Origin of the sequence: Streptomyces sp. NPDC090088, assembly GCF_044747345.1 — a bacterium.
In the GTDB taxonomy this organism is placed as follows: Bacteria; Actinomycetota; Actinomycetes; order Streptomycetales; family Streptomycetaceae; genus Streptomyces.
On the sequence record NZ_JBIVDZ010000003.1, the window covers coordinates 251,252 to 265,324 of the forward strand.

11 protein-coding genes are annotated in these 14,073 nt (G+C 69.7%); 7 read left to right on the plus strand and 4 right to left on the minus strand.

Translation table 11 applies throughout. The annotated features are described in order from the left end of the window. The first annotated feature begins 12 nt into the window (after nucleotides 1-12). The 7 genes from ACIPSJ_RS17100 to trxA all read left to right on the plus strand — a co-directional run bounded on the left by ACIPSJ_RS17100 (nucleotide 13) and on the right by trxA (nucleotide 9,795). Nucleotides 13-2,412, plus strand: a complete 2,400-nt coding sequence (locus ACIPSJ_RS17100) for a DUF6049 family protein (protein ID WP_401346526.1) — start codon at nucleotides 13-15, stop codon at nucleotides 2,410-2,412. Nucleotides 2,413-2,458: 46 nt separating this feature from the next. Then, nucleotides 2,459-4,768 carry a murein biosynthesis integral membrane protein MurJ gene (gene murJ, locus ACIPSJ_RS17105; protein ID WP_401346529.1) on the plus strand — a complete coding sequence of 770 codons (2,310 nt, stop codon included), beginning with the start codon at nucleotides 2,459-2,461 and terminating at the stop codon, nucleotides 4,766-4,768. Between the two features lie 118 nt (nucleotides 4,769-4,886). Next, a complete protein-coding gene (locus ACIPSJ_RS17110) occupies nucleotides 4,887-6,608 on the plus strand; it encodes a protein kinase family protein (RefSeq protein WP_401346531.1) in 1,722 nt (573 codons plus the stop codon). A gap of 26 nt (nucleotides 6,609-6,634) precedes the next feature. Further along, nucleotides 6,635-7,360 carry an RNA polymerase sigma factor SigM gene (gene sigM / locus ACIPSJ_RS17115; RefSeq protein ID WP_359211563.1) on the plus strand — a complete coding sequence of 242 codons (726 nt, stop codon included), beginning with the start codon at nucleotides 6,635-6,637 and terminating at the stop codon, nucleotides 7,358-7,360. Continuing rightward, entirely contained in the window at nucleotides 7,357-8,253 is an 897-nt protein-coding gene (locus ACIPSJ_RS17120; RefSeq protein WP_401346533.1) for an anti-sigma factor family protein, read from the plus strand. Before sigM ends, ACIPSJ_RS17120 begins: the two co-directional genes overlap by 4 nt. A gap of 194 nt (nucleotides 8,254-8,447) precedes the next feature. Next, on the plus strand, nucleotides 8,448-9,416 hold the full coding sequence (gene trxB / locus ACIPSJ_RS17125) for a thioredoxin-disulfide reductase (protein ID WP_365695072.1): 969 nt from the start codon (nucleotides 8,448-8,450) through the stop codon (nucleotides 9,414-9,416). A gap of 46 nt (nucleotides 9,417-9,462) precedes the next feature. Next, nucleotides 9,463-9,795 (plus strand): thioredoxin, encoded by a 333-nt coding sequence (gene trxA / locus ACIPSJ_RS17130; RefSeq protein WP_089100462.1) that lies wholly within the window; start codon nucleotides 9,463-9,465, stop codon nucleotides 9,793-9,795. A 104-nt stretch (nucleotides 9,796-9,899) separates the two neighbouring features. On the opposite strand, the gene ACIPSJ_RS17135 is transcribed toward trxA, so the two are convergent. The 4 genes from ACIPSJ_RS17135 to rsmG form a co-directional block, all read right to left on the minus strand. After that, nucleotides 9,900-10,517: a GNAT family N-acetyltransferase gene (locus ACIPSJ_RS17135; RefSeq protein WP_359211554.1), complete on the minus strand. Its 618-nt coding sequence runs from the start codon at nucleotides 10,515-10,517 to the stop codon at nucleotides 9,900-9,902. 338 nt (nucleotides 10,518-10,855) lie between these two features. Further along, nucleotides 10,856-11,977 carry a ParB/RepB/Spo0J family partition protein gene (locus tag ACIPSJ_RS17140; protein WP_401346538.1) on the minus strand — a complete coding sequence of 374 codons (1,122 nt, stop codon included), beginning with the start codon at nucleotides 11,975-11,977 and terminating at the stop codon, nucleotides 10,856-10,858. Next, the gene (locus ACIPSJ_RS17145) at nucleotides 11,974-13,047 is read right to left on the minus strand and encodes a ParA family protein (protein WP_359211652.1); all 1,074 of its coding nucleotides are present in this window, start codon (nucleotides 13,045-13,047) and stop codon (nucleotides 11,974-11,976) included. Before ACIPSJ_RS17145 ends, ACIPSJ_RS17140 begins: the two co-directional genes overlap by 4 nt. A 298-nt stretch (nucleotides 13,048-13,345) precedes the next feature. Continuing rightward, the gene (gene rsmG / locus ACIPSJ_RS17150) at nucleotides 13,346-14,062 is read right to left on the minus strand and encodes a 16S rRNA (guanine(527)-N(7))-methyltransferase RsmG (protein ID WP_359211549.1); all 717 of its coding nucleotides are present in this window, start codon (nucleotides 14,060-14,062) and stop codon (nucleotides 13,346-13,348) included. Nucleotides 14,063-14,073: the final 11 nt, after the last annotated feature.

Here is a 14,073-nt window from a genome sequence, read left to right on the forward strand (position 1 = left end):
ACGGACGAGCGCGTGGCCGAGGCGGCAGACTTCCAGGGGACGCCCTCACCTGCCCGCCGCTGGCTGCGGCGCACCGGGGCACTGCTCGCGGGCGCGCCCCTGCTGGCCGGACTGATGCAGCTGCCGGCCGCGACGCCGGCCCAGGCGGCCGGCTCGGACACGGTGTCCGTCGCCCTGGACTCGCTCAGTCCCAGCGCCCCCAGCGACGGGGACACGCTGACCGTGTCCGGCACGGTGACCAACAACGGCAAGCAGGCCGTCACGGACGCCCATGTGGACCTGCGGGTGGGTGCGCTGCTCAGCACGCGGTCGGCGATCGACACGGCCGCCCAGCACTCCGACGACCTACAGACGAGCCTGGGCACCGACGTCGGCGACAAGTACGCCGAGGACTTCGACTCGCTCTCCCCGGGGGTCGCCGAGCACTTCAGCATCTCCGTACCGGTCGACAAACTCGATCTCGGCCAGGACGGCGTGTACCAGTTCGGCGTCTCGGTGTCCGGCCAGACCTCCGCACAGCAGTGGGACCAGGTGCTCGGCATCCAGCGGACGTTCCTGCCGTGGCAGTCCTCCGAGGCCGACACGAAGACGAAGACGACGTATCTCTGGCCGCTGACCTCCACCGTCCATGTGACGGCGCGGACGGGGGCGGGCGAGCTGCAGACGCCGGTCTTCCTCAACGACGACCTCGCCAAGGAGATCTCTCCCGGCGGCCGGCTGGCGCAGATGCTGGCGCTCGGCAAGGAGCTGGACGTCACCTGGGTGATCGACCCGGACCTGCTGGCCTCCGTCGACGCGATGACCCGCAACTACCGGATCCAGGGCGCCGGCGACAGCACCACGGCCGGCACCCATCAGGCGGTGGCCAAGCAGTTCCTGTCCGACCTGCAGGACGCGGTGGCGGACCGGGAGGTCGTGGCTCTCCCCTTCGCCGACCCGGACCTGGCCTCCCTCGCCCACAACGGCACGAGCGTGACCGGCTCACTGAGCCACCTCAAGGACGCCACCGACGTCGCCGCGACCACCGTGAAGACCGTGTTGCACGTCACAGCCGACACGGACTTCGCATGGCCCGTGGACGGCGCCGTCGACCCGTCGATCATCAAGGTGGCCACGTCGGCGGGCGCCGACAAGGTGATCGCCCGCAGCGACAGCCTCCAGGAGACCGGCGGGCTGACCTACACGCCCTCGGCGGCGCGTCCGGTCGGTGGCGGCACGACGGCGGTGGTCGCGGACGCCCGGCTGTCCACGGCGTTCGAGGGCGATCTGACCAACGCGGACTCGGCCGTTCTCTCCGTGCAGAAGTTCCTCGCCCAGAGCCTGGCGCTGAACACCCAGACCGGCGAGCAGCGCAGCATCGTCGTCGCGCCGCAGCGGATGCCGTCGGCGAGCCAGGCCCAGGCGATGGCGACGGCGATCACCGCGCTGCAGGACAGCAACTGGTCGCAGTTCCAGGACCTCGCCTCGGCCGCGAAGGACAAGCCCGACCCGGGCGCGACCACGAAGATCCCGTCGTCGTCGGCCTACCCGTCCTCGCTGCGCAAGCAGGAGCTGCCCCGGACGGCCTTCGAGCAGATCGCCCGCACCCAGGACAAGCTCGACAACTTCCAGGTGATCCTCACCGACGAGTCCCGGGTGGTGACCCCCTTCGGGCGGGCCATAAACCGTGAGATGTCCACGTCGTGGCGGGGCCGCGGCAGCGAGGCGGACACCTTCCGCACGGGCGTGGAGTCCTGGCTCGACGACCTCATCGGTCAGGTCAAGCTGATCGACAAGTCCGAGACCAAGCTCTCCGGCCGCAGCGCCACCATCCCGGTCACGGTCCAGAACAACCTCGTCCAGGGCGTCGACCACCTCGTCCTGCGGCTCACCTCGTCGATGCCGACGCGACTGGAGATCGGCGGCAAGCCCTACTACGAGCAGCGCGTCGAGGTCTCCGGCGGTCACAGCCAGTCCGTGAAGTTCTCCACCTCGGCCAATGCCAACGGCCGGATGGAGGTCACCGCCCAGCTCTACACCGAGGACGGCCAGGAGTACGGCGACCCGGTCAAGTTCGACGTCAAGGTCACCGAGGTCACCCCCACCGTGATGCTGGTCATCGGCGGCGGTGTGCTGCTGCTGGTGCTCGCCGGCTTCCGGATGTACACACACCGCAAGCGGGCGACCGCCCGCCAGGCCGAGGAGAGCGACGGTCCCGACGAGGCCGGCGGCGCCGCCCCGGACGCCCCCGAGTCCGACGGCCCCGAGGGCACCGACGGACCGGAGAACCCCGGCACCAGTGGCGATCGTCTCGCGCAGGAGTCCGTGGCCCGGTCCGGGGAAGACGACCCGGAGCAGCCGAGTGACCCGACACCGGACACCGCACCGGAAAGCGCCGACCCGTCGGAAACGGGTGAGAGAGTGGACCGTTGAGCGAAGTCGTGGCCGGTGTGGCCCGGGACGATGAGGTGGGGTAACCATGAACGCGCCGTACGACGGTGAAAGCGGCCAGGGCGCGGCCGGTTCGGGCTACCCCGAGCCGCCGCCGGAGCCCGGCCAGGTCCCGCCGCAGCACGCGGCTGACATGTACCTCCAGGACGCCTACGACCAGGACCCCTACCGGGCACAGGACCTCTCCGCCCAGGACCCGGTCGCCGAGGCGCTCTACGACCGCGCCGCGCACCCCCCGCCGCCCCCGGGCACCTACCCGCAGCAGCCGCTGTACGGCCGGCCCGCCCAGTCCCCCTACGCCCCCGACCCGCACGTGTGGGCCCAGACCCCCGCGCCCGAGCCGGAACGCCCGGCCCAGTACCTGCCGTACGGCGACGACCCGCGCACGACCCAGTTCGTGGGCGTGGACGACCTGGTCACGCACTCCGGCGAGGAGCGCCACGAACCGGACGCCTTCGCGCACCTCTTCCGGGACCAGCAGCAGGGCGGCTACCGGGATCCGCAGCAGGGTGGCGGGCGGCTGCCGTCCGAGCCCCCGTCGGTCCCTGGGCCGGCCGGCGCCCCCGTCGGGCCCCCGTCGGTCCCGCACTACCCGTCGCAGGCCGCGACGCCCGCGGCCGACCAGACCCTGAACCTCGGCGCCGCGCCCGTGGCACCCCCGGCAGCCGCCCGGACCGAGACCCCGGCGGCCGCGCCCGCGAAAAAGGGCGGGAAGGCCACGGGGCTGCTGAAGTCCAGTGCCGTGATGGCGGCGGGCACGATGGTCTCCCGCCTCACCGGCTTCGTCCGCTCCGCGCTGATCGTCTCCGCGCTCGGCGTGGGCCTGCTCGGTGACACGTTCCAGGTCGCCTACCAGCTGCCGACGATGATCTACATCCTGACCGTCGGCGGCGGCCTCAACTCTGTGTTCGTGCCGCAGCTGGTGCGGGCCATGAAGGAGGACGAGGACGGCGGCGAGGCGTTCGCCAACCGGCTGCTGACCCTCGTGATGGTGGCGCTGGGCCTGCTCACCGCGGCCACCATCGCGGCCGCGCCCTTCCTCATCCGCCTGCTGTCCGACTCGGTCGCCAGCGACCCGGCGGCCAACGAGGTCGGTGTCACCTTCGTCCGCTACTTCCTGCCCTCGATCTTCTTCATGGGCATCCACGTGGTGATGGGTCAGATCCTCAACGCGCGGGGCAAGTTCGGCGCGATGATGTGGACCCCGGTCCTCAACAACATCGTCATCATCGTCACCCTCGGCCTGTTCATCTGGGTGTACGGCACGGCCGCCCACTCCGGCATGAAGGTCACGACCATCCCGCCGGAGGGCCAGCGGCTGCTCGGCCTCGGCGTACTGCTCGGCCTCGTGGTCCAGGCCCTGGCGATGATCCCCTACCTGCGCGAGACCGGATTCCGGCTGCGGCTGCGCTTCGACTGGAAGGGCCACGGCCTCGGCAAGGCCGCCACCCTCGCCAAGTGGACCGTGCTGTTCGTCCTCGCCAACCAGGCGGGCGCCCTGGTCGTCTCCCAGCTGTCCACCTCGGCCGGCAAGCACTCCCCGGTCGACGGCACCGGTTTCGCCGCCTACGCGAACGCCCAGCTGATCTGGGGCCTGCCGCAGGCCATCATCACGGTCTCCCTGATGGCCGCCCTGCTGCCCCGCATCTCCCGCTCGGCCGCCGAGAACGACGGGGGCGCCGTCCGCGACGACATCTCCCAGGGACTCAGGACGACCGCCGTCGCGATCGTCCCCATCGCCTTCGGCTTCCTGGCCCTCGGCATCCCGATGTGCACCCTGATCTTCGGCTCCTCGGGCATCAGCCAGTCCACCAACATGGGCTTCATGCTGATGGCCTTCGCCCTCGGCCTGATCCCCTACTCGGTGCAGTACGTCGTCCTGCGCGCCTTCTACGCGTACGAGGACACCCGCACCCCCTTCTACAACACGGTCATCGTCGCCGCCGTCAACGCGGGCGCCTCAATCGCCTGTTACGTCCTGCTGCCGGCCCGCTGGGCGGTGGCGGGCATGGCCGCCTCCTACGGCCTGGCCTACGCGATCGGCGTCGGGGTCGCCTGGCGGCGGCTGCGCAAGCGGCTCGGCGGCGACCTGGACGGCACCCGGGTCATCCGCACGTACGCCAGACTGTGCATCGCCTCCGTGCCGGCCGCGCTGCTCAGTGGTGCGGCCTGCTACGGCATCGGTCACACTCTGGGGCAGGGTGTGATCGGTTCCTTCGCCGCGCTGGTGGTCGGCGGAGCCGTGCTGCTCGGCGTCTTCTACGTCGCCGCGCGCCGCATGCGCATCGAGGAGCTCAACTCCCTCGTGGGTATGGTGCGCGGGCGTCTGGGTCGCTGAAGCGGGGGCAAGCGCACAACCATCGTTCGCCGCCGCGTGTCGTGCATGGCGGGGGACTGTGGGCACAATTGATTTCGGCGTCGGACAGCGTGCAACGGATGGGGAGGCAGGAACGACGGTGGCGGAACGGAGCACGGCTGCCGTCGACGTGGCAGACAACAGCGGTGACGAGCCGCTGACCGCCAAGGCGGACCAGTCCACGGCCGACGGGGTGGCCAAGAACCCGGAGCGGGACACGGACAGCGACGAGGCACAGGGGAGCGGCACGGCCGCGGGCCCCGGGAAGAAGACCTCACCTCCCGAACTGCACAGCGGTCACAAGCTCGCCAGACGCTATCGCCTCGAGGAGTGCGTCACCCGTCTGGACGGATTCAGCAGTTGGCGTGCGGTCGATGAAAAACTCCGGCGTGCCGTCGGAGTCCACATCCTGCCCGCCGACCATCCACGGACCCGTGCGGTGCTGGCCGCCGCCCGTTCCGCGGCCCTGCTGGGCGACCCGCGGTTCGTGCAGGTCCTGGACGCCGTCGAGGAGAACGACCTCGCCTATGTCGTGCACGAGTGGCTGCCGGACGCCACCGAGCTGAGCACGTTGCTCGCGGCCGGCCCGCTGGAACCGCACGACGCCTACCAGATGGTCAGTCAGATCGCCTCGGCGATGGCGGCCGCGCACCGCGAGGGGCTGGCTCATCTCCGCCTCAACCCCAACGCCGTGCTGCGCACCTCCACGGGCCAGTGGCGCATCCGCGGGCTCGCGGTGAACGCGGCGCTGCGCGGTATCAGCTCCGACACCCCGCAGCGCACCGACACCGAGGCGATCGGCGCCCTGCTGTACGCGGCGCTGACCCAGCGCTGGCCGTACCAGAGCGACGCCTACGGTCTGCCGGGGCTACCCAAGGACGTCGGTCTGATCGCACCCGACCAGGTGCGTGCCGGTGTCCACCGCGGGCTGTCCGAACTCGCCATGCGCGCCCTCGTCAACGACGGCGCCACCGCCTCCCGCCACGAGTCCGCGTGCACCACGCCGGAGGAGCTGGTGAAGGCGATCGGCGAGATGCCCCGCATCCGGCCGCCGGAGCCGGCCTTCACCACGCCGCCCGACTACCAGCGCACCACGTACCAGCAGGGCACCTACGGCCGCCCCACGCCCCCCGGCGTGTCGCAGCCGCTCCAGGCCCCGCCGTCCCCGCTCCAGAGCCGTACCGGCAAGGCCCTGAAGTGGGCCGTCTCGGCCCTCCTCATCGCCGCCCTGGGCCTGGGCAGCTGGCAGCTCGCGGACGCCCTGATGAACCAGGGCGGTTCGTCCGACGACACCAACAACACCCAGACGACGGACGACGGCGACAAGAGCAGCGCCAGCCCCACGCCCGCCGCCACGATAAAGATCGCGGGCGCCGAGGAGTACGTCGCCGAGGGCGGTGCCCAGCACCCGGGCGACGTGAAGCTGACCTACGACGGCAGCACCTCGACCTACTGGCGGACGAAGACCTTCAACGAAGGTCCCGAGCTGGCGCCGTACAAGCCGGGTGTGGGCATCGTGTACGACCTCGGTTCCGCCAAGGAAGTCAGCACGGCGAGCATCGGGCTTCGCTACGCTGGCGATCACACAACGGTCGAGCTGTACGCGGCCGACTCGCTGACCCCGTCGTCGTTGGGTTCGATGACGAAGATCGGGAGTGTGACGACCAGCGGCAACACCGCCTCGGTGAAGGTCAGCAAGAAGGTGAAGAGCCAGTACGTGCTCGTGTGGATCACCGCTGTACCGAAGTCGGGAGAGGACCCCGCCGCGTACTCGGGAGCCGGCTACAAGCAGGCCATCACCGAAGTGAAGTTCACAGGCTGACGTCTCACCGTAGGCGGAGGGGGCAGATGGCGGAGGGTGCCGGATACGGCGGGGCGAGCGACCAGGAGTTGCTCGCCCGCCATGTGGAGGGCGACCCCGATGCCTTCGGTGAGATCGTGCGGCGGCACCGGGACCGGCTCTGGGCGGTCGCGCTGCGGACCCTGGGGGACCGCGAGGAGGCCGCTGACGCCGTCCAGGACGCCCTGGTGTCCGCCTACCGGGCCGCCCACACCTTCCGGGGCCAGTCGGCCGTCACAACGTGGCTGCACCGGATCACGGTGAACGCCTGCCTCGACCGGGCCCGGAAGGCGGCCTCCCGCAAGACCGCCCCCGTCGACGACACCGAGCGGCTGGAGCAGCTGCTGGAGCCGCATGAATCGGCCTCCGCTCCCGCCGAGCGGAACGATCTGCACCGCCAGCTGCTCGAAGCCCTCGGCACGCTGCCGTACGACCAGCGTGCCGCTCTCGTCCTGGTGGACATGCAGGGCTATCCGGTGGCGGAGGCGGCCCGGATCCTCGAGGTACCCACCGGGACGGTGAAGAGCCGCTGTGCTCGCGGCAGAGCCAGACTCCTGCCCTTGCTCACCCATCTACGGCCGGAAAACACCGGTGCCGAAAACGACCCGGACCCGGCACGGAACCGGGCGGAGGGGACATCCGTCCCACCTGCAGCGGGGCCCCAGGACGGTGGCCCACAGGACACCGGGCCGAGTGATTCGGCCGCAGTGAAGGGCGGAGGTGGGCGAGCGTGACGTCGACGACAGACACGACCGGGCACCCGGACGTCGCGGAGATCTCCGACCTCACCGAAGGCCTGTTGCCGCCCGCCCGGACCGAAGAGGTACGACGGCACCTGGACGAGTGCGAGCTCTGTGCCGACGTCCACACCTCGCTGGAGGAGATCCGGGGTCTGCTGGGCGCCCTGCCCGGTCCGCCGCGGATGCCGGCCGATGTCGCGGCCCGGATCGACGCCGCCCTCGCCGCCGAGGCCCTGCTGACCGCGACGACACCCGAGGCGCATGTTTCACGTGAAACATCGACCCTCGCATCGACTTCCGTGGACCGGCCCGCCGGCCGCCCCAGCGCCTCGACCGGCCCCGGCCGCAAGGACCACCGTGACCGCGGACATGCTCGCGGCCGGCGCCGCCGGACCCTCGTCCTCGGCGCCGTCTTCACCGCCGCCGTCCTGGGTGCCGGTTCCTTCCTCCTCCAGTCGCTCGGCGGCAGCGGATCGCCGACGGCTCAGGGCAAGCCCACCGACTCCGCCGGAACCTTCTCCGAGAGCACCCTGCACAGCCAGGTGAAGGACCTCCTCGGTACGCGGACGGGCACACAGCGAGGCTCTCAGAAGCCGTACCGCATCGATGGCCAGTCCGTCGGACCCAGCCCGACGGACAACCTGAACACCTTGATCCAGCCCCCGGGGTCGGTGCCGTCCTGCGTCCGCAACGGCATCAGCCAGAGCGGCAGCGTCCTCGGCGCGAAGGAGGGGACCTACGAGGGCAAGGACGCCTATCTCGTCGTGCTCCCCGACCCCGACGACGCCTCCCGGGTGACGGCGTTCGTCGTCGACGCCTCGTGCGTCGGCAAATCGACCGCCTCCCCGGGCAAGGTCCTCCTCAAGGAGTCCCTGGCGAAGTCCTGAGCGGCCTCGATGCGTCCCTCGGAGCAGGGGACGCATCGTCTCGTCCCGGCGTGGAAATCCGTACGGTGTGGGATGCCCGTGTGCCCGGACACACCGGGAATGCGCGCCCCGTAGGATCCGTTGGGTGGGGTGAGAGCTTCTGACAGAAACTCCCACCGGTCGAATGACGTAGACCAGAGACGAGGAACCAAGCCGTGAGCGACGTCCGTAACGTGATCATCATCGGCTCCGGGCCCGCCGGCTACACGGCGGCGCTCTACACCGCGCGCGCGTCGCTGAAGCCCCTCGTGTTCGAGGGTGCCGTCACCGCGGGCGGTGCGCTGATGAACACCACCGAGGTGGAGAACTTCCCGGGCTTCCGCGACGGCATCATGGGCCCCGACCTCATGGACAACATGCGGGCGCAGGCCGAGCGCTTCGGCGCCGAACTCGTTCCGGACGACATCGTCTCCGTCGACCTGACCGGTGAGATCAAGACCGTCACCGACACCGCGGGCACGGTCCACAAGGCCAAGGCCGTCATCGTCACCACCGGCTCCCAGCACCGCAAGCTGGGCCTGCCGAACGAGGACGCGCTCTCCGGCCGTGGCGTCTCCTGGTGTGCCACCTGTGACGGGTTCTTCTTCAAGGAGCAGGACATCGCCGTGATCGGCGGCGGCGACACCGCGATGGAGGAGGCCACCTTCCTCTCCCGGTTCGCCAAGTCCGTGACGATCGTCCACCGCCGGAACACCCTGCGCGCCTCCAAGGCGATGCAGGAGCGCGCCTTCGCCGACCCGAAGATCAAGTTCGCCTGGGACAGCGAGGTCGCCGAGGTCCAGGGCGACCAGAAGCTGGCCGGCCTGAAGCTGCGCAACGTGAAGACCGGGGAGCTCTCCGACCTGCCGGTGACCGGCCTGTTCATCGCGATCGGCCATGACCCGCGCACCGAGCTCTTCAAGGGCCAGCTGGACCTCGACGAGGAGGGCTACCTCAAGGTCGCCTCGCCCTCGACGCGCACCAACCTGACGGGTGTGTTCGCCGCCGGTGACGTGGTGGACCACACCTACCGCCAGGCGATCACCGCGGCCGGTACCGGCTGCTCCGCTGCTCTCGATGCCGAGCGTTTCCTCTCCGCCCTCGCGGACGAGGAGAAGGCCGAGCTCGAGAAGACCACCGCCTGATCCTCCCCCTTCCGCCCCACCGCACGATCAAGTAAAGGAGCCCGCCGTGGCCGGCACTCTGAAGCATGTGACCGACGCCGACTTCGAAGAGGTCGTCCTCAAGAGCGACAAGCCCGTCCTGGTCGACTTCTGGGCCGAGTGGTGCGGCCCGTGCCGCCAGATCGCCCCGTCGCTCGAGGCGATCGCCGCCGAGCACGGCGAGAAGATCGAGATCGTCAAGCTGAACATCGACGAGAACCCGAACACGGCGGCCAAGTACGGCGTCATGTCGATCCCGACCCTGAACGTCTACCAGGGTGGCGAGGTCGCCAAGACCATCGTCGGTGCCAAGCCGAAGGCCGCGCTCGTCCGCGACCTTGAGGACTTCATCGCCGAGTGATGTTTCACGTGAAACACGAATGGGCCAACCCCTCGGGGTTGGCCCATTCGCTTGAGCGGACGGGCTCCGGACCGCTCTGCTTGCGTGGGCGGGCTCCGGACCACCTACAGCGGTCGCAGCACCGGTTCCTTCTGTACGGCCCCCAGAAGGCGGTCGAGCGCCAGCTCCACGTCTTCCTTCCAGGAGAGCGTCGTCCGCAGCTCCAGCCGTAGCCGAGGGTGCGAGGGGTGCTGCCGGACCGTCTTGAAGCCCACGGCGAGCAGATGATCCGCGGGCAGCAGACAGGCCGGCTCCTTGTAACGGGCGTCGCCGAACGCCTCGATCGCCTTGAAGCCTCGCCGCAGCAGATCCTTGGCGACCGTCTGGACCATCACCCGTCCAAGTCCCTGCCCCTGATAGCCGGGCATGATGAAGCCGGTCATCAGCTGGACGGCGTCCGGTGAGACCGGGCTCGTGGGGAACGCCGTGGACCGTGGGACATAGGCGGGCGGGGCGTAGAGCACAAAGCCGACCGGGATGTCGTCGACATAGACCACCCGGCCGCACGATCCCCAGTCGAGCAGGACCGCGGAGATCCAGGCTTCCTTTTCCCGGGCGGCCCTGCCCGCCCTTACCGCTGCTTCGCCGCTGACGGGATCCAGTTCCCAGAAGACACACGAGCGACAGCGCTGGGGAAGGTCCTGAAGGTTGTCCAGGGTGAGCGGTACGAGCCGACGCCCCATGAAGGCTGTTCCTCGCTTCCTTCGCCCGCGGCATCGCGAGCGGCTGTCAGAGCGCTGCGTTCCCTGAGCAGACTGCCGACGAAGCCGACGGTCGCGCCCAGTCCCAGGCCCGCGCTCACCAGGCCGGTGCGGCTCATCGTTCGCATGGCCCTTGCCTCTCCCTCGGAGGTGCTGCCAGCTGCCGGGTGGATGCGCCATACCCGAACGCATCGTATCCACACAGCGATTCCATCGAAACTGCCAGAAAGCAAAGAGCGGACCGTGTTCCGGCACGCACCGGACACGATCCGCTCTCTGAATGACAAGAGGTCGACCGAGCGGGACCCCACTCGGGTCGGTCAGTCCTCGGCCTCCTCGGACTCCTCGGAGCCCGTGGAGTCGCCGTCGTGGAGGCCCTGGTGCAGGACCGGCCCCTCGCCCGGAGCGAGCGTGCCGAGGATCCGCTCAAGGTCTTCCATCGAGGCGAACTCGACGGTGATCTTGCCCTTCTTCTGACCCAGGTCGACCTTCACCCGGGTCTCGAAGCGGTCCGAGAGCCGCGTCGCCAGGTCGGTCAGCGCCGGGGAGACCCGGGCGCCGGCCCGCGGACCCTTGGCCCGCGTCGTCGCCTGGGGCCGCGAACCCATCAGGGTCACGATCTCCTCGACGGCCCGTACCGACAGCCCCTCGGCCACGATCCGGTGGGCCAGCCGGTCCTGCTCCTCCGAGTCGTCGACGGAGAGCAGCGCCCGGGCGTGCCCGGCGGACAGAACTCCGGCGGCCACCCGGCGCTGGACCGCCGGCGAGAGCTTCAGCAGCCGCAGGGTGTTGGAGACCTGCGGGCGGGACCGCCCGATGCGGTCGGCCAGCTGATCGTGCGTGCAGTTGAAGTCCTTCAGCAACTGGTCGTAGGCGGCGGCCTCTTCCAGCGGGTTCAGCTGGGCCCGGTGCAGGTTCTCCAGCAGCGCGTCCAGAAGGAGCTTCTCGTCGTCCGTCGCGCGGACGATCGCCGGGATCGCCTCCAGGCCGGCCTCACGGCAGGCCCGCCAGCGCCGCTCGCCCATGATGAGCTCATAGCGCGAGGGACCCAACTGCCGTACGACGACGGGCTGGAGAAGGCCGACCTCCTGGATGGAGGTGACCAGCTCCTGTAGAGCGTCCTCGTCGAACACCTCACGCGGCTGGCGCGGGTTCGGCGCGATGTCGTCGAGAGGGATCTCCGCGAAGTGGGCGCCCATCGGAGCAGCGGGCACCTCCGCGGCTCCGCCGAACACCGACGGCTCCTCGGTTTCATGGGAAACCGGCGGCAGTGTCGTCACCTTGGCCGCAGCGACACCACGGTCGGTCGTCAGCACCGGGACCGCTGCGGGGGACGGGGATACCGCACCCCCCACCGCCGTCTGAGCCGGGGTCTTCTCGGTCGGTGCAGCTGGGATCAGTGCGCCGAGGCCGCGTCCCAGCCCCCTCCGTCGCTCGCTCACTGGATCCCCTCCACCATGCTCGGGTTCGTCTGGGCGCCGATATGGGCCTGCGTCGGGTCGTAACTGACTCCGATGCCCTTCAGCGCGATTTCTCGGGCCGCCTCAAGATAGGAGAGGGCACCGCTCGATCCAGGATCGTAGGTCAGTACCGTCTGCCCGTAGCTCGGCGCCTCGGAGATACGGACCGAGCGAGGAATGCTCGTCCGCAGCACCTCGTCGCCGAAGTGACTGCGCACCTCGTCCGCGACCTGGGAGGCAAGGCGCGTCCGGCCGTCGTACATGGTGAGCAGGATGGTCGACACATGCAGGTTGGGGTTGAGGTGCCCCCGTACCAGGTCGACGTTGCGCAGCAGCTGGCCCAGGCCCTCCAGCGCGTAGTACTCGCACTGGATCGGGATGAGCACCTCGGCGCCCGCGACGAGCGCGTTGACCGTCAGCAGGCCGAGTGAGGGCGGGCAGTCGATGAGGATGTAGTCCAGCGGCTGCTCGTACGCCAGGATCGCCCGCTGGAGCCGGCTCTCCCGTGCCACCAGGGACACCAGCTCGATCTCCGCACCGGCGAGATCGATCGTGGCGGGGGCGCAGAAGAGACCTTCGACGTCCACCACCGGCTGTACGACCTCCGCCAGGGGCTTGCTCTCGACCAACACGTCATAGATGGACGGAACTTCGGCGTGGTGGTCGATCCCCAGCGCTGTGGACGCGTTGCCCTGAGGGTCGAGGTCGATCACCAGAACGCGGGCGCCGTGCAGAGCCAGCGACGCGGCAAGGTTGACGGTCGTCGTCGTCTTGCCCACGCCACCCTTCTGGTTGGCGACCACCATGACTCTGGTCTGCTCCGGACGTGGCAGTCCTTCGCCGGCGCGGCCCAGAGCCTCCACCGCGAGTTGGGCAGCACGACCGATGGGAGTGTCGTCCATAGGAGGCGGTGTTTCACGTGAAACATCCGCCCCCATCGACTCGGTACGGGGACCGGGGACCGGATCGGTCATCGGTCCCGCGATGTTGGCGTCGGACCGCAAGGATTCACTCTCCTCGACTTCAGGCTCGCAATGAACAGAGCCTCCCATGTCTTCGGGGTCGCGAACCAGTGAGGCCTGTTGTTCTGTGGAGAAATCCACCTCTGTGGACATCTCCGTGCCCCTCAAGGGGGACGGAGCGTCACCAGAGGCTCCCTCTCCGAGGGCTCCTAGAGATTTTCGGTCGCGTGGTTCGGCCGCGGCGCGAGTCCGACCGATGATGCCGTGCAGCAGTGAGCGACGTTTCACGTGAAACACGATGCACAGCGAGCGCGACCGAAAAGCCGCGACACTCCGTCATGCGTAGGTTTGGCAGCTTGTGTGGAGTACGTCTCGTCCGCAGGACGGATCAGCGGCGCCTACGCGCCCTTCCCGTACGAGCCGCCTTCGCCCGCTTGGCCGCGAAGCGCACCCCGCCCGGACTCTCCCCGACCTCCACCCGCACCACGGTGGAGAGCGGATCCACCACACCTTCACCCACATGCAGGATGGACGTGGACACCGCGCCGAGCTTCGTGAGAGCGGTGGACGCCGCCTTCAGCTCCTCCTCCGCCGTGTCCCCCTTGAGGGCGAGCATCTCGCCGTAGGGACGCAGCAGCGGAATGCCCCAGGTGGCCAGCCGGTCCAGCGGGGCCACGGCACGGGCCGTCACCACATGCACCGGGGGCAGACTGCCCATGACCTCCTCGGCCCGGCCACGCACGACGGTCACATGGTTCAGGCCCAGCAGCTCGACGACCTCGGTGAGGAAGTTGGTGCGGCGCAGCAGTGGCTCCAGCAGGGTGATGTTGAGGTCGTCCCGGACCAGCGCCAGGGGGATGCCCGGCAGACCGGCACCGGAGCCCACATCGCACACCGTCACCCCTTCGGGGACGGCCTCCGAGAGCACCGCGCAGTTCAGCAGATGCCGCTCCCACAGGCGGGGTACTTCCCGTGGGCCGATCAGACCACGCTGCACACCTGCCTCGGCGAGCAGCTCCGCGTAGCGGACCGCATCGGCGAAGCGCTCGCCGAAGACTTCCCGCGCCTGTTCGGGCGCCGGGGGGAGCTCCGCAGCCTCCGTCACGGGGACCGTCC

What these genes read in the sequence shown, in the direction of transcription:
- murJ (WP_401346529.1), top strand. Translation starts at nt 2,459, where the DNA reads ATGAACGCGCCGTACGACGGTGAAAGCGGCCAGGGCGCGGCCGGTTCG.
- sigM (WP_359211563.1), top strand. Translation starts at nt 6,635, where the DNA reads ATGGCGGAGGGTGCCGGATACGGCGGGGCGAGCGACCAGGAGTTGCTC.
- ACIPSJ_RS17135 (WP_359211554.1), bottom strand. Translation starts at nt 10,517, where the DNA reads ATGGGGCGTCGGCTCGTACCGCTCACCCTGGACAACCTTCAGGACCTT.
- ACIPSJ_RS17145 (WP_359211652.1), bottom strand. Translation starts at nt 13,047, where the DNA reads ATGGGAGGCTCTGTTCATTGCGAGCCTGAAGTCGAGGAGAGTGAATCC.